General features: G+C 56.3%; 17 protein-coding genes. 15 read left to right on the forward strand and 2 right to left on the reverse strand.

Annotated elements, in window-relative coordinates; all coding sequences use genetic code 11:
* Positions 1-2 precede the first annotated feature (2 nt).
* A complete protein-coding gene (hisS, locus tag QP802_RS01490; protein ID WP_284817468.1) occupies positions 3-1,292 on the forward strand; it encodes a histidine--tRNA ligase in 1,290 nt (429 codons plus the stop codon).
* 6 nt (positions 1,293-1,298) lie between these two features.
* On the opposite strand, the gene QP802_RS01495 is transcribed toward hisS, so the two are convergent.
* Together QP802_RS01495 and ypfJ are read right to left on the reverse strand one after the other, a co-directional pair.
* Complete coding sequence (locus QP802_RS01495; RefSeq protein WP_070362384.1) at positions 1,299-2,693, reverse strand: L-serine ammonia-lyase; 1,395 nt, start codon at positions 2,691-2,693, stop codon at positions 1,299-1,301.
* Positions 2,694-2,721: 28 nt separating this feature from the next.
* The gene (gene ypfJ, locus QP802_RS01500; protein WP_255365768.1) at positions 2,722-3,624 is read right to left on the reverse strand and encodes a KPN_02809 family neutral zinc metallopeptidase; all 903 of its coding nucleotides are present in this window, start codon (positions 3,622-3,624) and stop codon (positions 2,722-2,724) included.
* Between the two features lie 114 nt (positions 3,625-3,738).
* Between ypfJ and aspS the strand changes: the two genes are divergently transcribed.
* The 14 genes from aspS to nusB all read left to right on the forward strand — a co-directional run bounded on the left by aspS (position 3,739) and on the right by nusB (position 18,326).
* A complete protein-coding gene (gene aspS / locus QP802_RS01505; protein WP_070477189.1) occupies positions 3,739-5,514 on the forward strand; it encodes an aspartate--tRNA ligase in 1,776 nt (591 codons plus the stop codon).
* 145 nt (positions 5,515-5,659) lie between these two features.
* On the forward strand, positions 5,660-7,030 hold the full coding sequence (locus QP802_RS01510; protein WP_284817469.1) for a replication-associated recombination protein A: 1,371 nt from the start codon (positions 5,660-5,662) through the stop codon (positions 7,028-7,030).
* A gap of 48 nt (positions 7,031-7,078) precedes the next feature.
* Entirely contained in the window at positions 7,079-9,745 is a 2,667-nt protein-coding gene (gene alaS, locus QP802_RS01515) for an alanine--tRNA ligase (protein WP_070477035.1), read from the forward strand.
* A 110-nt stretch (positions 9,746-9,855) separates the two neighbouring features.
* A complete protein-coding gene (gene ruvX, locus QP802_RS01520) occupies positions 9,856-10,350 on the forward strand; it encodes a Holliday junction resolvase RuvX (protein WP_070362388.1) in 495 nt (164 codons plus the stop codon).
* Complete coding sequence (gene mltG / locus QP802_RS01525; RefSeq protein ID WP_070477037.1) at positions 10,347-11,513, forward strand: endolytic transglycosylase MltG; 1,167 nt, start codon at positions 10,347-10,349, stop codon at positions 11,511-11,513. The genes ruvX and mltG overlap by 4 nt, the downstream gene beginning before the upstream one ends.
* Complete coding sequence (locus QP802_RS01530; protein ID WP_070477039.1) at positions 11,513-12,334, forward strand: shikimate dehydrogenase; 822 nt, start codon at positions 11,513-11,515, stop codon at positions 12,332-12,334. The genes mltG and QP802_RS01530 overlap by 1 nt, the downstream gene beginning before the upstream one ends.
* A gap of 3 nt (positions 12,335-12,337) precedes the next feature.
* Positions 12,338-12,760 (forward strand): prepilin peptidase, encoded by a 423-nt coding sequence (locus QP802_RS01535; RefSeq protein ID WP_284817470.1) that lies wholly within the window; start codon positions 12,338-12,340, stop codon positions 12,758-12,760.
* 22 nt (positions 12,761-12,782) lie between these two features.
* On the forward strand, positions 12,783-13,994 hold the full coding sequence (aroC, locus tag QP802_RS01540; protein ID WP_070477042.1) for a chorismate synthase: 1,212 nt from the start codon (positions 12,783-12,785) through the stop codon (positions 13,992-13,994).
* A gap of 83 nt (positions 13,995-14,077) precedes the next feature.
* Positions 14,078-14,581, forward strand: a complete 504-nt coding sequence (locus QP802_RS01545; protein ID WP_070363510.1) for a shikimate kinase — start codon at positions 14,078-14,080, stop codon at positions 14,579-14,581.
* 30 nt (positions 14,582-14,611) lie between these two features.
* Complete coding sequence (gene aroB / locus QP802_RS01550) at positions 14,612-15,667, forward strand: 3-dehydroquinate synthase (protein WP_070477044.1); 1,056 nt, start codon at positions 14,612-14,614, stop codon at positions 15,665-15,667.
* Between the two features lie 4 nt (positions 15,668-15,671).
* Positions 15,672-16,124: a type II 3-dehydroquinate dehydratase gene (aroQ, locus tag QP802_RS01555; RefSeq protein ID WP_070477045.1), complete on the forward strand. Its 453-nt coding sequence runs from the start codon at positions 15,672-15,674 to the stop codon at positions 16,122-16,124.
* Positions 16,115-17,206 (forward strand): aminopeptidase P family protein, encoded by a 1,092-nt coding sequence (locus QP802_RS01560; protein ID WP_070477047.1) that lies wholly within the window; start codon positions 16,115-16,117, stop codon positions 17,204-17,206. The genes aroQ and QP802_RS01560 overlap by 10 nt, the downstream gene beginning before the upstream one ends.
* Before the next feature lie 53 nt (positions 17,207-17,259).
* Positions 17,260-17,823: an elongation factor P gene (efp, locus tag QP802_RS01565; protein ID WP_070362395.1), complete on the forward strand. Its 564-nt coding sequence runs from the start codon at positions 17,260-17,262 to the stop codon at positions 17,821-17,823.
* Positions 17,823-18,326, forward strand: coding sequence for a transcription antitermination factor NusB (nusB, locus tag QP802_RS01570; RefSeq protein ID WP_070362396.1), 504 nt, complete (start codon positions 17,823-17,825; stop codon positions 18,324-18,326). Before efp ends, nusB begins: the two co-directional genes overlap by 1 nt.
* Positions 18,327-18,330: the final 4 nt, after the last annotated feature.

Consider the following 18,330-nt stretch of genomic DNA (forward strand, 5'->3'; position numbering starts at 1 on the left):
CCGTGAGTGATACGAAGAAACCCCAAAAAGAAAAGTTCAAGGCACTGAGCGCTCCAAAGGGAGTGCAGGAGTACGTGCCCCCGGCGTCGTCGAAGTTCCTTTATGTCCGCGATGAGTTCGTGCGACAGGCGCATGTTGCGGGTTTCCAACACATCGAGCTTCCGGTTTTCGAAGACACAACTCTTTTCGCCCGTGGTGTCGGTGAATCTACCGATGTTGTGTCGAAGGAAATGTACACGTTTGCCGACCGTGGCGGGCGTTCTGTGACCTTGCGTCCAGAGGGGACTGCAGGCGTCATGCGTGCAGTGATCCAATACAACCTTGACAGGGGTTATCTGCCGGTGAAACTGAACTACGCCGGTCCGTTTTTCAGATACGAGCGTCCGCAAGCTGGCAGGTACCGCCAGTTGCAGCAAGTTGGTGTCGAGGCAATTGGCGTCGACGACCCCTTGCTTGATGCGGAGATTATCGCACTTGCGGATCGTTGCTACCGGAGTGTTGGGTTGAAAGGCTTTCGCCTCGAGCTGACAAGCCTTGGCGATCACACCTGCAGGCCCGCATACCGGGAAAAGCTCCAAGCTTTCCTCAAGAAGCTCCCGTTAGACGAGGAGACGCAGCACCGCGTGGAAATCAATCCGCTTCGTGTTCTGGACGACAAGCGTCCGGAGGTACAGGAGCTTCTAGCCGATGCGCCGTTGATGCTGGACCACCTCTCAGATGCGTCTCGCGAGCACTTCGAGACTGTTACCGGGACGCTGAAGGATATGGGGGTTCCGTTTGTGATTAACCCGCGGATGGTGCGAGGCCTTGACTACTACACAAAGACTACTTTCGAGTTTGTGCACGATGGTCTTGGGGCTCAGTCGGGAATTGGCGGAGGTGGACGTTACGATGGCTTGATGGCGCAGATCGGTGGCCAAGATCTGTCAGGCATCGGATTCGGGCTTGGCGTTGATAGGACAGTGCTCGCGTTGGAGGCTGAGGAGGTGGCGCTCCCGAATCTGGATCGTCGCGTTGAGGTGTTCGGCGTAGCAATCGGTGAGGAGGCTCGCCGCAAGATGAGCTCGCTTATCGACGAGCTCCGTGCCGCAGGAATTTCAGCTGACATGGCGTACGGTGGTCGCGGTTTGAAAGGCGCAATGAAAGGCGCTGACCGGGCGGGTGCGCGCTTTGCTCTCGTGCTCGGGGACCAGGAGCTGACGAACGGGGAAGTGGCGGTCAAGAATCTGGAGAGCCACGAACAAGTTGCCGTTCCGCTTCAGGCTACGGCCATTATTCAGGCAGTGAGCTAGCCTGATTTAGCACTCTGTGATGTTGACCGGGAGGCCAAGCTGTACAGCGAGGCCTCCCATTGACGTCTCTTTGTACTTGCTCATCATGTCGTGGCCTGTCGCTGCCATCGTTTCTACTACATCATCGAGCGTGACTTTATTGGTTCCATCACCAAGCTTGGCTAGGCGGGCCGCGTTGATTGATTTCACCGCTCCGATGGCATTTCGTTCTATGCAAGGAATCTGCACAAGGCCAGCCACTGGATCGCATGTGAGTCCGAGGTTGTGCTCGAGGCCAATCTCGGCAGCGTTCTCTATCTGCTGCGGAGTGCCGCCCAGAATTGCGCACATACCGGCTGCGGCCATGGACGATGCGGACCCTACCTCGCCCTGACACCCGACTTCGGCACCGGAAATAGAGGCGTTCGTCTTAATGATGGCGCCGATCGCTCCAGCGGTCAGCAGGAACTGATGCGCAGCATCCCGGTCGAAGTCGTCGGTAAAATCCCGGCAGTAGTGCATGACGGCCGGGATAATCCCCGCCGCACCATTCGTCGGGGCGGTCACGATGCGCCCGTGCGCGGCGTTTTCCTCATTGACAGCGAGAGCGTACAAGTTGACCCATTCCATCGCGTCAAGGCCGCGAGATGCGGAGGCCTCGTATTCGGCCGTCAATAAGCGATGTAGCCGAGGAGCGCGGCGACGAACTGATAGTCCACCTGGAAGCTCACCTTCCGTTTTTAGGCCGTGGGCGACGCACTCTTGCATGGTGTCCCAGACCGCGTCGAGGTGAGCATCCAGGACGTCCTTGCCGTGTATCGCTTCTTCGTTCGCACGCATGAGTTCTGCGATAGATAGCTGATGAGTTTCGCACTGGCGCATTAGGGACGCACCATCGGAAAATGGGTAGGGGACGTTAACCGCATCGCGTACGGTGGCGACGCCCGCCTGGTCGCGGTTTGCTTCCATCTGCGTGCGGTCGAGGATAAAACCACCGCCAACGGAGTAGTACTCTTTACGGGAAGCGATGCGCACGCCCTCGGCGTTCCACGCATCGAAAATCAGGCAGTTTGGGTGCTTAGCGACGGGCACCGGGTTCATCGCGACTTCATAGTCGAGTTCACGCTCTGGACCTTGGATGTGCCCTCGTTCTGGAATGAGCTCACCAGGAAGCGGCCGGGTGTCCGCAGAAGTAGTAAGTGGGGTATAACCGACAAGTCCCAGTAGCACAGCTCGGTCGGTTCCGTGGCCCACACCCGTTGCCGCCAAGGAGCCTCGCAGCTCAACCTTGACTGCGGCGGGCGCTTCACTCAAATCCTCGATAAATGCAAGCGCGGCACGCATAGGGCCCACCGTATGAGAAGACGATGGGCCGATTCCGATGCTGAACAAATCAACGACGCTGACTGCATTGTGTGACATGCGCGCGATGTTACATCACCAGAAAGATTTAGCTGTTGTAGACGCCACGGTTGAGAGTGTCGCAGGCGGACATTTTGCCGGTCCTGTACCCGGACATAAACGCAGTCTTTCGCTGCTCAGAAGAACCATGTGTCCAGGTATCAGGGTTGACGTCGCCGCCCGAGCGGCGTTGGATGTTGTCGTCCCCGATAGCCTGTGCGGTCTCAATTGCAGCGAGGACGTCGTCTTCAGTTAGCGGCTCAAGCAACGCGTTGTCACCCTTGTCCGCGTAATGCGCCCAGATACCCGCGTAGCAGTCGGCCTGCATTTCGATAGCTACGGCAGCAGAATGCTCACCAGGATCGTTATAGTTGCTGAGGCCGAGGGTGCCCTCAATCTGCTGCACGTGGTGTCCAAACTCGTGAGCCGTCACATACATTTGCGTGAACGGGGCGTCGTTCCCGCCGAGTGCATTGAGCTGCTCAAAAAACGTGGTGTCAAAGTACGCTGTTTGGTCGGCGGGGCAATAGAAAGGACCGGTAGCTGAGGAAGCATAGCCGCAGCCAGTCTGCGTCGCGTCCCGGAACAAGGTGAGGCCTGGTTCGGTGTAGTCAAGGCCAGCTTGCTCTGGCAAAAGCGTTTTCCAAACACCGTTGACGGATACGCCGGCTGCCTCGACCCGGCAGTCGTCGTATTTGTTAGCAGCGTTGTCCTCGTTGCAATGCTCCAAGGAGTAGCTCGAATCCGGCTCTGTGCCGGATGGAGATTGCTCGATGAGATCAGCCGGATTTCCGCCCAGTGCAATAAAGAGAACTATGAGTACAAGTCCACCAATACCACCGCCTGCGGCGATTGGGACGCCACGCCGCCCACCTGAACCAGTCTTTGCGTAGCCACTTCCGCGCTGATAGTTGCTGTTAAACGTCATGGGACAAGCATGCCATAGACGCAGGCGTTTATGGGGAATTGGTACGGTCTTCGGACCCGTCCCTTCGCATGCGAGACAAAGGGGGTACACTTTCAACAGTTAATGTTGTACCTCACGTGGAAGGACGTGGAACAGACTGTGCTGCGCACTCATCTCGCGGGCGAGCTCCGCAAAGACCTTGAAGGACAAACCGTCACGCTGGCAGGTTGGGTAGGCCGTAGGCGCGACCACGGTGGCGTTATTTTTATCGACTTGCGTGACCGCTCTGGCTACGCGCAGGTGGTTTTTAGGGATTCGGAAGTCGCTGAAGCTGCGCACGATTTGCGTAGCGAGTACTGCATTCAGGTAACTGGTGTTGTTGAACCACGCCCAGAGGGCTCGGCTAACCCGAACCTTGCGTCGGGTGAGATCGAGGTCAACGTTTCTGAGCTGAAGGTGCTCAACAAGGCTGCTGCGCTGCCGTTCCAGATTGAGGACGCCTCTTCGAACGAGGTAGGCGAAGAGACTCGCTTGAAGTACCGCTACCTTGACCTTCGTCGTGAGCGACAGGCCGCAGCACTTCGCCTCCGCGCAGCGGCGAATCGCGCAGCACGTAAAGTGTTGGATGCGAATGATTTCACGGAAATTGAAACGCCAACGTTGACCCGTTCTACCCCTGAAGGTGCGCGTGATTTCCTGGTGCCGGCGCGTTTGCGCCCTGGTACCTGGTATGCATTGCCGCAGTCGCCACAGCTGTTCAAACAGCTTTTGATGGTCAGCGGCATGGAACGCTACTACCAGATCGCGCGCTGCTACCGCGACGAAGACTTCCGTGCGGACCGCCAGCCGGAGTTCACACAGCTCGATATCGAGGCCAGCTTTATCGACCAGGACGACATCATCGCTCTCGCGGAGCAGATCGTTGTTGAGTTGTGGAAGCTGATCGGCTACGAGGTCTCTACTCCGATCCCGCGCATGACATACAAAGACGCGATGGAGAAGTACGGCTCGGACAAGCCTGACCTTCGTTTCGATATTCAGCTGGTGGACTGCACTGAGTTTTTCAAGGACACGACCTTCCGCGTCTTCCAGAACGACTACGTCGGTGCCGTTGTCATGGATGGTGGCGCTTCGCAGCCCCGCCGTCAGCTTGATGCCTGGCAGGAATGGGCAAAGCAGCGCGGCGCGAAGGGCCTGGCGTACATCTTGGTGCAGGAGGACGGCGAGCTCGGTGGTCCTGTTGCGAAGAACATCACCGAGGAAGAGAAGGCCGGCATTGCAGCACACGTTGGTGCGAAGCCTGGCGACTGCATCTTCTTCGCAGCAGGTGACGCGAAGAGTGCACGTGCATTGCTCGGCGCAGCGCGAGGGGAAATCGCTCGCAAGCTTGGCCTGATTAAGGAAGGCGATTGGGCGTTTACTTGGGTGGTTGATGCTCCTATGTTCGAACCGTCCGCTGACGCGACAGCCTCCGGAGACGTTGCGCTTGGCCACTCGAAGTGGACCGCTGTGCACCACGCGTTTACCTCGCCGAAGCCAGAATTCAAGGCAGACTTCGAGAAGAACCCAGGCGAAGCTCTGGCATACGCATACGACATTGTCTGCAACGGCAACGAAATCGGTGGCGGATCCATCCGTATTCACGAGCGAGACGTCCAGCAGCGTGTCTTCGAAGTCATGGGCATCACCGAGGAAGAAGCCAAGGAGAAGTTTGGCTTCCTGCTTGAGGCATTTGCTTACGGTGCGCCACCGCACGGCGGCATCGCATTCGGCTGGGACCGCATTGTGTCCTTGCTTGGCGGGTTTGACTCCATTCGTGACGTCATTGCCTTCCCGAAGTCCGGCGGCGGCGTAGACCCACTGACGGATGCGCCTGCGCCTATTCCAGACGAGCAGCGTAAAGAGACTGGCGTTGATTTTAAACCGAAGAAGTAGCGTCGACATTGCGCACGGATGAGCCGGCGCAATGAGACAAACGCGTGCCGGAGCGTCGGCAACCGTGTAGGTTGTTGGGGCTCCGGCTTTTCTCACAGGTGGTCGGCCTGCCGGGACTGAGCGGTAGTTTTTGAGGAGAGTAAACATGTCGCAGGGTGATCTATTCGGTAACTCCTTACCGACTAGTGGCCAGCAGACTGCCAATGATGGTAGCGCACAACGTGGCTCAGACTTTTTTGCAGCAGGTCACGGTGCACCCCTCGCTGCCCGAATGCGCCCTCAGAGTTTGGATGAAGTTGCTGGGCAGCAGCATCTTCTTTCCGAGGGCAAACCTCTACGTCGACTTGTAGAAGGATCGGGTGCAGCCTCAGTGATACTTTACGGTCCACCCGGTACTGGTAAAACAACCATCGCTTCGTTGATCGCCAAAACAATGGGGCAAAACTTCGTTGGTCTTTCTGCACTGTCTTCAGGGGTGAAGGAGATCCGCGCGGTCATCGATGCAGCGCGTAGAGATTTGATCTCGGGTGAGAGCACGGTCCTGTTTATTGACGAGGTTCATCGGTTTTCTAAGACTCAACAGGATGCGCTGTTAGCTGCCGTCGAGAATCGCACGGTGTTGCTTGTAGCGGCTACGACGGAGAATCCCTCATTTAGCGTGGTAGCCCCGCTGCTTTCACGCTCGTTGCTTCTGAAACTTGAATCCTTATCGGCTGAAGACCTCGGCGTGGTGATTGATCGAGCGATACAAGACGAACGTGGGCTCGCGGGTTCCGTGAAGCTTGCCGACGACGCGCGAGCGCAACTCATAGCCTTGGCGGGTGGAGATGCACGCCGCAGTTTGACGTACTTGGAGGCAGCTGCAGCATCAGTCGAACCGGGGGAGACAATCACTCTTGATGTCGTGAGGGAAAGCGTGAACCGTGCGGTGGTGCGTTACGACCGGGACGGCGACCAGCACTACGACGTAGTTTCCGCATTCATCAAGTCGATTCGAGGCTCAGATGTCGACGCAGCGTTGCACTATTTGGCACGGATGATTGAAGCTGGTGAGGATCCTCGCTTTATAGCCCGCAGGCTGGTCATTCATGCTTCGGAGGACATTGGTATGGCCGATCCATCAGCGTTGCAAACTGCAGTTGCCGCAGCGCAGGCGGTACAGCTGATCGGGATGCCTGAGGGTCGACTGACACTTGCACAAGCGACGATTCATTTGGCTACCGCGCCAAAATCGCCAGCAGTGATTCAGGCGATTACCCGCGCCCAGGAGGACGTGCGCGCGGGAAAGATTGGCCCGGTTCCAGCGCATTTACGGGACGGGCATTATGAGGGCGCGAAAGCGATGGGCAATGCAGTCGGTTATGTCTACCCGCATGATGACCCGAAGGGGGTAGTACAACAACAGTACATTCCCGACGGCTTAGAGGATGCGGTCTACTACACACCAACGGACCACGGTGACGAGCGAAGAATTTCCGGGTTCTTGGGTACGCTGCGTAGGTTAGTACGTGGTTGAGGGGTAGAGTAGTTCGAGATTGATTCGAACTTGAAAGGAAACTACTCCGTGCAAACCCATGAGATTCGTGAGCGCTTTACGCAGCACTTCGTTCGTGCAGGACATACACCAGTTCCGAGCGCATCGCTTATCTTGGACGATCCGACACTGCTGTTCGTGAATGCGGGCATGGTTCCGTTCAAGCCGTATTTTCTTGGCCAACAGAACCCTCCCTTTGAACATGGGAAAGCGACTTCGATTCAAAAGTGCGTGAGAACGCTTGATATTGAAGAAGTAGGTATCACGACTCGCCACAATACGTTTTTCCAGATGGCCGGCAACTTCTCCTTCGGCCAGTATTTCAAGGAAGGCGCGATTACTCACGCATGGGAGCTGCTGACGGGCAGCGTAGAGGATGGCGGTTACGGCCTCGACCCAGAGCGGCTGTGGGTGACGGTGTATCTGGATGACGACGAGGCTGCTTCGATTTGGGAAAACAAGATCGGGGTAGATCCGTCGCATATCCAGCGAATGGGCATGGAGGACAACTTCTGGTCCATGGGTATTCCTGGGCCATGTGGTCCGTGCTCGGAGATCTACTATGACCGTGGCCCTGAATACGGTAAAGAGGGCGGGCCAATCGCTGACGATAACCGCTACATGGAGATCTGGAACTTGGTTTTCATGGAGTCGATTCGCGGTGAGGGCGACAAGAAGGGCAACTTTGAGCTCGTCGGAGAGTTGCCAAAGAAGAACATCGATACCGGGCTAGGCATCGAACGCGTTGCCTGCCTGCTGCAGGGCGTCGACAATGTGTATGAAACAGATCTGCTCCGCCCGGTTATTGACGCGGCAGTTGAGCTTACCGGCACTAAGTACGACGCAGGAGTGCACGAAGATGATGTAAGGTTCCGCGTGATTGCGGACCACTCGCGTACAGGCATGATGATCATTCTCGATGGTGTTACGCCGTCGAACGAGGGGCGCGGTTACATTCTGCGCCGCTTGCTGCGCCGAATTGTTCGCTCTGCACGTCTTCTAGGCGCAACTGGGAACGTGCTTGAGGTCTTCATGAACACCATTATGGATACAATGACGCCGTCGTTCCCGGAGATCGCGAAGAACCGGGAACGTATCCTGCGGGTTGCTTTGGCTGAAGAACGTGCCTTCTTGAAGACCCTCGAATCCGGTACACACCGATTCGACGAAACCGTCGAGCAACTGCGTGCATCCGGAGCGAAGACTCTGCCTGGTCAGCAGGCATTCGAACTCCACGACACGTACGGTTTCCCAATTGACTTGACGTTGGAGATGGCGCATGAGGCCGGACTTGACGTCGATATGGACGCATTTAACTCCGCCATGCAGGAGCAGCGAGCTCGGGCGAAGGCTGACAATAAAGCGAAGAAGCACCGTAACGTTGATGAATCGCTCTATCGGGAGTGGGTGGACAACCACCCGACCGAGTTTGTGGGCTATTCAGAACTTGAGCATGATGCCCGAGTTCTCGGTCTCGTCCGCGACGGTGACAAGGTGAACGAGGCTGCGGAAGGCGATGAGGTCGAGGTTATTCTCGACGTCACTCCGATGTACGCCGAAGCCGGCGGCCAGATGGCCGACCGCGGTCTGATTCGCGTCGGCGATACGATGTTGCAAGTTCATGACGTGCAGAAGATCGGCAAGAAACTGTGGGTGCACAAGGCAACCGTGGAACATGGCGGCATTGGCCTCGGCGATCAGGTACAAGCTGAAGTTGATGAGAAGTGGCGTCATGGGGCGCGACAGGCGCATACCGCTACCCACCTCATTCACGCTGCGCTACGTCAGGTGCTCGGCCCAACCGCTGTCCAGGCTGGTTCGATGAACAAGCCTGGCTACCTGCGTTTCGACTTCAACTACACCGAACAGCTGACTGATGCTCAGCTCCAGGAGATTGCAACCATTACGAACCAGGCGGTGGACGCAGACTTCGCGGTTAACACCATCGAAACTTCGCTATCAAAGGCGAAGGAAATGGGCGCGATGGCGCTATTCGGCGAGAACTACGGTGACCAGGTGCGGGTGGTAGAGATCGGCGGGCCGTTCTCTATTGAGCTGTGCGGTGGTACACACGTTGAGCACTCGTCACAGATTGGACCTGTTGCTGTGCTCGGCGAGTCTTCTGTTGGCTCTGGCGCACGCCGTATCGAGGCGTACTCCGGCATGGACTCCTTCCAGTACTTTTCGAAAGAAGCTGCACTGGCCTCGGGGCTCGCTGCCGAGCTCAAGACTCCAACAGGCCAGCTGCCGGAGCGCATTGCGCAGCTCACAGAGCGGCTCCGAGCTGCTGAAAAAGAGATTGAGAATTTGCACCGTCAGCAGTTGCTGTCGAAGACTGGCGAGTTCTTGGACCGCGCAGAGACCATCGGTGCGTACAAGGTGATTGCTGCGAAGCTGCCCGACGGTATCGAAGCTGGCGATGTTCGCACCTTGGCGAACGACCTACGCGGCAAGCTGGAAGGTGAGGCCGCGGTCATTGCGCTGGCCTCTGATAACGGCGGCAAGGTGCCGTTCGTGTTTGCAGCTACCAGTGCGGCGGTAGAGAGCGGGATCAAGGCTGGCGAACTTGTGAAGTCCTTCGGTGAATACGTCAACGGGCGCGGTGGCGGCAAGCCGAACCTTGCTCAGGGCTCCGGCTCTTCCGCTGATGGTATCGATGCCGGCTTCAAGGCAATCCGCGACGTACTTGGTGCCTAAGCCCCGTAAGCACGGATCAATAGTGCGACACGCCGTATTTGGATATCCGTTGTCCCAAAAAACCAGTAGGTTTTAAGGGAAGGCACAGAGTAAACGGTTGGAGTGATGGTATGACGGTGCAGCCCGATCGCCCCGGGGTTCAAGATCCCGGGCCGGGACGTCGCCTCGGAATTGACGTCGGTACAGTTCGTATCGGTGTCGCATCGTCAGACCGTGATGCAAAGCTAGCGACTCCACTTGAGACTGTTGCCCGTGTTACAGGATTTAAAGATCGCGACGGAGCAGATATCGATAGAATCATCGACATCATCGACGAGTACAAGATCGTTGAAGTTGTTGTTGGTCTGCCACGCGATTTAAAAGGTCACGGCTCACGTAGCGTCAAACACGCGAAAGAGATCGCGTTCCGGATTAGGCGACGATCTGGGCTTCCCGTAAGAATGGCTGATGAACGTCTAACAACTGTTGCTGCAGCTCACGCCTTGCGTGCGAGCGGCGTGAACGAGCGCGCTGGTCGTAGTGTGATTGATCAAGCTGCGGCGGTTGAGATTTTGCAATCCTGGCTGGACGGCCGAACGAATTACTTCAAGGAGAATCAATCGTGACGACCCCAACAACCTCGAAACGACGTACACGGGGCACGGCGGTGCTCGTAACGTCGATCTTGCTGATCATTGGATTGATTGCCTGGATCGCGGTGATGCGTAACGGCACGAACGCCGATTTTAACGGTACCGGTAATGGTGAGGAACAAGTCGTCGAGATCCCCGAGGGCTCGAACATTTCGTCGCTGGGTCCTGAGCTTGAAGAACGTGGCATTGTTGCTTCGAACGGAGCGTTCCAGACTGCAGCTGCGAATAATGCGGACTCGGACAACATTCAGCCTGGATTTTACCGCTTGGAAGGTGAGATGAGTGCGGACAGCGCCGTGGCTGCGCTGCTTGACCCATCCAAGCGCGTGACGCCACTACAGGTTTATGGGGGTGCAACGCTCATGGATGTCAACGTAGTTGGTGGGCAACGGCGTCTTGGTATCTTGTCCATGATTCAGCAAGTTTCTTGTGGTGAGGAAGTTAAACCTGGTTGCGTTACTGTTGAAGAGCTGCACCACGTTGCGGCCGATGCGGATCCGGCGAGCCTCGGCGTTCCAGAGTGGGCACTCGAGGTAGTGAACGCTCGAGCGGGAGACGCGAAACGTCTTGAAGGACTTATTGCTCCGGGTGAGTACATCGTGGATCCAGGGGCGTCTGCCGAGGCCGTGCTCACTGATTTGATTACGCGATCTGCAAAGCAGTATGAAGCGACAGACATAGTCACGAGGGCAAAGTCAGTTGGATTGACTCCGTACGAACTCGTCGTAGCTGCATCTCTGGTTGAGCGTGAGGCTCCCGCCGGAGAGTTCGATAAGGTGGCTCGAGTTATCCTGAACCGTCTCAAAGAGCCTATGCGTCTCGAGTTTGATTCGACCGTCAACTATGGGTTGCCCTCTGTTGAGGTTGCGACGTCACGTGAGGACCGTGAGCGGGTCACTCCTTGGAACACGTACGCGATGGATGGACTACCGCAAACGCCGATTGCATCACCATCGATGGAAGCAATTGAGGCGATGGAGCGGCCTGCAGAAGGTGATTGGCTGTTCTTTGTGACCATCGATAAGGATGGCACGACAGTCTTTAACCGCACTTTTGATAAGCATTTGGAGGATACGCAGCGCGCGTATGACTCTGGCATTCTCGATTCTCAGCGCGAAGGAAATCGGGAGCAGTAATGTACCAAGCAGCCGTCCTCGGTTCCCCGATTAAGCATTCACTCTCACCGGTCTTGCACCACGCTGGGTATAAGGCTCTGGGGCTCGATGATTGGCGTTACACAAGGATTGAGTGCGTCGAAGCAGACCTTCCCAGGGTCGTGCTTGAGGCGGACGAGAGTTTCCAAGGGTTTTCAGTTACGATGCCCGGCAAGTTTGCCGCGTTAAAGGTTGCGGATCGGGCAACCGATCGGGCAATTGCGATCGGGTCCGCGAACACCCTGGTCCGCACGCACCAGGGGTGGCGGGCGGATAACACTGACTGCGAAGGAGTGCTGTACGCGCTTCGCCGTTTGCTTGGCGGAGCAGATATCCAACGAGCGGTTGTGATCGGCGCCGGCGGTACTTCTCGGGCTGTGATTTGGGCCCTTCGGGAACGAGGGGTTGAGGAAATTACTGTTATCAATCGTTCAGATAGGAGCGGCGAGCTTCGAGGACTGACGGAAGGCATTAGGTGCAACTTCGTATCTTTTGACAGTGATCTTTTCAAAGTTACGGCTGCTGCTGACGTGGTTGTTTCGACTGTCCCCGCAGATACGCTGCGGCCCTATGTTCAGCAGCTGGCTCACGCCCCGTTGCTGGATGTCATATATGATCCGTGGCCGACTCCGCTGGTATCCCAATCTGCCGCGAACGGTTACAAAGCAGTCGGGGGGCTGACGATGCTAGCGGGGCAGGCGTTCTCACAGTTCGAACAGTTCACGGGACGCAATGCGCCGCGTGACGAAATGGAAACGGCGCTCGTGGAGCATTGGACCGCGTTAGAGCAGCAAAGTCACTAGAAGATGGCGGGGGGAGCTGTTTGGGGCGCGGTCGCTCTGGGGTTGGCCTGGTCGATACTGACATGCTGGTACGACCTGAAATACACGAGGTTGCCTAATTGGCTCACGTTGCCACTGTGCGTTGTAGCTGTCATTGCCGTCGCGTTCGAGCCCTTCTTATCTGTGGGTATGCTTTGGCCTGCTACCTATTTGCTGTTTGGACAGGGCATTGGTGGCGGTGACATCAAACTCGCGCTTACACTGGGAGTTGCTTCAGCAGCGGCTGGGGGATTCATCGGTGTTATTGTGGCGTTGTTTATAAGCAGCTTCTGCACGGTATGTTTCGCGTTACTCGTGAGGTCTCGCCGTGTTCCACATGGCCCGTCGATGGTGTTGGCGAGTTGGGCAGTAATTGGAATCTATGCTGGAAACTGCATCTTCTCATGAGAAGTGTGACAGAATAGCCATCATGTTTCGCTGGACCACTGCCGGAGAATCCCACGGCCAAGCCCTGATAGCACTTGTTGAGGATATGCCTGCTGGCGTGCCAATTACTGAGCAGGAGATCGCACATCAGCTCGCTCGTCGCCGTCTCGGGTATGGACGCGGCGCGCGGATGAAGTTTGAGCAAGACAAGCTGGAGCTGCTCGCTGGAGTTGTGCACGGCACCACGATTGGTAGTCCGATCGCGATTCAGATCGGCAATACAGAGTGGCCAAAGTGGACGACGATTATGTCTCCGCATCCGTTGGATACTTCGAATGAAGATGTGCAGAAGGCCATGTCGTCTGGGCGTGGTGCAAAGTTGACTCGTCCGCGACCAGGGCATGCGGATCTTCCAGGCATGATCAAATACGGATTCGATTCGGCACGACCTGTGCTTGAGCGTTCGTCAGCACGTGAGACGGCTGCGCGAGTCGCCGCAGGAGCGGTTGCGCGTGCGCTTTTGCGTGAGGCCCTGGGCGTTGAGGTGTTTTCGCACGTGGTTTCAATTGGGGACTCAGTGCCTGATCGTGACGTGTTGCCTTCGTTTGCTGACATTGATGCTATCGACGCCTCCCCGGTACGTGCCGCGAGCAAGGAAGCAGAAGCCTCGATGGTTGCGTGTATCGAATCCGCAAAGAAATCAGGGGACACCTTGGGTGGAGTCGTCGAGGTAATTGTCGACGGCCTCCCTATCGGCCTGGGCTCCCACATCTCTGGGGAAGCACGCCTCGACGCTCAGCTTGCGGGCGCCTTGATGAGCATTCAATCCGTGAAGGGCGTCGAAATCGGAGATGGTTTTGAGACTGCTACGCGCAGAGGGTCGCAAGCGCACGACGAGATTACGTTGAAAGATGGCCGGGTTCAGCGGCTGTCTAACCGAGCCGGTGGTCTTGAGGGTGGTATGACCAACGGTGAGCAGCTTCGTGTGCGAGCTGCTTTCAAGCCGATTTCTACGGTGCCTCGCGCGTTGCAATCTATCGATATGGCTACCGGCGCGGAGGCCACGGGTATTCATCAGCGATCCGATATCTGTGCTGTCCCAGCGGGAGGCGTGGTCGCAGAGGCGATGGTGGCACTTGTGCTTGCGGAAGCGACATTGAAAAAGTTCGGTGGGGACAGTCTCGACGAGTTGAGGCGTAACATTGCGTCGTATCAGCAATACGTTGCGCAGCGCTTCCGTTTTGATGGGGAGTAGTCCGCAAAGAAAGGATGACTGTGAACGCAGATACAGGTTCCCGACCAGCCGTAGATGAGGTTCTAGGGTCGTGCGAGTCCGGTATTCCAAAAGTCGTGCTTGTTGGCCCTCCAGGCGCTGGGAAGACGACGATTGGGCGTCGATTAGGGAGGGCATTGAACCTTCAGTTCGTGGATTCTGATTCGATAATCGAACAAGCTGAGTGTAAACCGTGCGGTGAAGTCTATGCATCGTTGGGGGAGGATGCGTTTCGTGATCTTGAGCATGAGGTTGTGAAGCAGGTATTAGGGTGCAAGGGCGTTGTGAGCCTAGGCGGTGGCGCTGTGGTTCGGCCTGAGACGAGAGCCCTGTTAGAAAACCACCTTGTCGTGTGGGTTGACGTCGGGGTGAAAGAGGGCACTCGACGGACTGCAGGAGACGGGACTCGTCCAGTGCTGGCAGCAGAAGACCCTGAAGCGCGTTACCAGGCGTTGCTTACTGAACGTGAGCCTTTCTACCGCGAGGTTGCTGACTACCGCGTCCGCACTGACGATCGTCCGCCACAGCGCATCGTTGCTGAAGTGTTAGGCGTCATCGATAGCGAATAGAACGATTCCTAGAGAGAAGAGAGGCAAGTCATGGCAGTAGTGGATGTTTGTGGGCCCCAGCCGTATCAGGTCTTCATCGACCACGACACAACCATGATGGTCGGTAATCACGTGCAGGCGCTCGGGGCGAGAAAGGCTCTGATCGTGCATCAGCCTCCGCTAGCTGCCGTTGCACGAAGTATCGCGCAAGACTTAGAAAACAATAACATTGAACCCCACCTGGCGGCCGTCCCTGATGCGGAGGACGGCAAGAGCATTGCGGTTGCAAGTGAACTTTGGGATGTTCTTGGGCGTGCCGGTTTCTCGAGGCAGGACGCCGTGGTCACTGTGGGCGGCGGTGCAGCAACTGATATGGGTGGATTTATCGCTGCTACTTGGATGCGTGGCATTGACGTCGTGCATGTCCCAACTACATTGCTAGCAATGGTGGACGCCGCAGTAGGCGGGAAGACTGGGATGAACACAGCGGAAGGTAAGAACCTGGTCGGTGCATTTCATGAGCCGAAGGGCGTCTTCATCGACTTGGAACGCGTGTACACCCTTCCAGAAGAAGAGATCGTGTCTGGCTCCGCGGAGTTGATCAAGACGGGTTTTATCGCTGACCCAAAGATTTTGGATCTATTCCAGGAGGGTGCCTCTCGTCACTGGCCTGAGCTCATCGAGCGCTCTGTCGCTGTCAAAGCAGGCGTTGTCTCCAAGGACCTCAAAGAGTCGGGGCTCCGTGAAATCTTGAACTATGGGCACACGCTTGGTCATGCAATCGAGCGACGCGAGCAGTATCGTTGGCGGCACGGAAATGCTGTTGCTGTGGGAATGATGTTCGTTGCGTACCTTGCGCTGCAGCGGGGACTTATCGACGAATCGGTTGTTTCGCTACACCGTACGATCCTTGAAGCGGCTGGGTTGCCAACGCGCTACGAACATGGCGTGTTCGATGAGCTCTATGAGGGAATGACCCGCGATAAGAAGAATAAGAACGGGCACATTCGGTTCGTGGTACTCGATGGTATCGGTTCTTGTACACGAATCGAAGATGCCACCAAAGAAGAGATGCGTGCTGCTTACGAAGCCATGATGGGGGACTAGCGCGATGATGATCCTTGTTCTCAACGGACCAAACTTGGATAGACTCGGCAAGCGGCAGCCCGAAATCTATGGCGCCGAAACCTTGGAGACACTCACACAGCGGCTGCAGAGCAAGGCTACAGCGGCAGGCGTGGATGTTGAGGTTCGTCAGTCCAACCACGAGGGCGACTTGATCGATTGGGTGCACGAGGCGGCTGACAGTAAATGGCCTGTCATCATTAATCCGGGCGGTTTTACGCATACATCAGTGGCGCTGCGCGATGCTGTTGTTGAGTTGGGAGACGGTCCGGGGTTTGTGGAGGTGCACATTTCGAATATTTTCTCGCGTGAGGCCTTCCGACATCATTCGTATTTGTCGCCGGTAGCGCGTGGCGTAATTGCCGGTCTTGGTCTGGAAGGTTACGAGCTTGCAATGCAAGTATTTATCAACGACTTGAAGGAGTCTCAATGGGTTTAGCAGATACTCGATTTGAAAACCGGCGCCGTAAGCTGGCGTCTCTTTTAGCTGGTCACCGGATCGACGACATGTTAGTAACCCATTTGACGCATGTCCGTTACTTGTCTGGGTTCTCTGGTTCCAATGGTGCGCTATTGATCTCCAAAGACCGCTCAGCCCGTATCACAACAGACGGGCGATATGCGACGCAGGTCGCAGAAGAAGTTCCTGATATCGAGGCGACGATCACTCGAAAAGTCGCCACCGAACTGCTGAGCGCAGTTGTAGAGGGACACCGCGTTGGGTACGAAGCAGACTATGTCAGTGCATCGCAGCTTGAAGCTCTGAAGCAGGCTTGTCCTGAAGGCGTGACCTTGGTGCCTGTCACGCAACAAATCGAGGGAATTCGGTTAGTGAAAGATGAACTGGAGCTTCAACGCTTGGCTGAGGCCGCGGAGCTGGCATCGACAGCGCTTCGCGAACTAGTTGACGCCGGTGAGCTCGCAGCAGGACAGTCAGAGCGCCAAGTCGCTGCCAACTTGGAATACCGGATGCGATTGCTTGGCGCTGATCGCCCGAGCTTTGACACGATTGTCGCGTCGGGTTTGAATTCGGCTAAGCCACACCATGGTGCCTCTGACCGCGTGATCGAAGACGGTGACTTTGTCACGATTGATTTCGGAATGTACCGTGCAGGATTCAACTCCGACATGACAAGAACGTTTGCGGTGGGGGAACCTTCTGCGTTTCTCCGCGAAATCTACGAGGTTACTCGTGAATCCCAGCAAGCAGGTGTCGAGGCGGCTGTTGCAGGTGCGAAGTTAGTCGACGTAGACAAAGCATGTAGAAGCATCATTGAAGACGCGGGCTACGGCGAATACTTCGTGCACTCGACGGGTCACGGTATCGGGTTGGATGTGCACGAGGGACCATACGCGGCGCTGACTGGCACTGGAGAGCTAGAACCATCGATGACCTTGACCATCGAACCGGGTATTTACGTTCCTGGGAAGGGAGGTGTCCGAATTGAGGACACCCTGATTATCACCAGCGGTGCACCACGTATTATCACCCAGTTCCCCAAGGAACTCATCGTGCTGTAGCATAATTGTGATTGCGAGAGCACATCTATTGTTAGAAAGAAGGAAGGCTTCAAGTGGCAACTACTGCTGATTTTAAAAACGGTTTGGTTCTGTTGGTAGATGGGAAACTCCAGCAGATTGTTGAGTTCCAGCATGTGAAGCCCGGTAAAGGCCCAGCTTTCGTTCGTACTAAGTTGAAGGATGTTGTCTCCGGCAAAACCGTGGACAAGACCTGGAACGCTGGCGTTAAGGTTGACACGGCAACGGTTGACCGCCGTGACATGACCTACCTGTACAACGACGGAACCAACTACGTGGTCATGGACGACAAGACCTTTGAGCAGTTCGAGCTTCCAGAAGAGAAGTTCGGTGATGCCGCAAAGTTCCTGCTGGAAAACATGCATGTCCAGGTCTCGTTCTACGAGGGCGACGCACTGTTTGCAGAACTACCGATCTCGGTCGATCTCAAGGTCGAGCACACCGAGCCGGGTCTGCAGGGCGATCGCTCCACCGGTGGCACCAAGCCTGCAACCCTGGAGACCGGCGCCGAAATTCAGGTCCCACTGTTTCTTGAGACCGGTAATGTAGTGAAGGTTGATACGCGTACTGGTGAATACCTTTCGCGTGTGAACAACTAATGGAGAATTTCAAACGCCATGGCGCACGATACCGTGCGCGTCGTAGAGCCGTCGATATCCTCTTTGAAGCCGAAGCTAGAGACATCGACCCGGTTGCTATTGTCGAAGACCGAGAGACGCTGTCTCAGAACCCGCTGAATCAAATTGCCCCGGTGGCTCCGTATACCCGGACCATCGTGGAGGGCGTGGCCCTTCAGCTCGATGATATTGACGACGCAATCGAGAAGTTTCTCAGCAGCGATTGGGAGTTGGATCGAATCCCCGCAGTGGATCGGCAGATCTTGCGCGTAGGTATCTGGGAGATCCTGTTCAACGCAGAGGTTGATGCCCCAATCACGATCTCGAATGCGGCTGAATTAGCTACGCAGTACTCAGGCGCGAAAGCGGCGCCGTATATCCACGCGGTGCTCGACGGAGTAATTCAATCGCAATCTGAAAATGCTCCAATGTCTCAGACTCACGCAGAAGAACCTGCTGACGGTCAGGAGGGCGAGGAAGCTTAACGAG

It is taken from the genome of Corynebacterium sp. UMB10119B (assembly GCF_030228125.1).
GTDB lineage: Bacteria > Actinomycetota > Actinomycetes > Mycobacteriales > Mycobacteriaceae > Corynebacterium > Corynebacterium pseudogenitalium.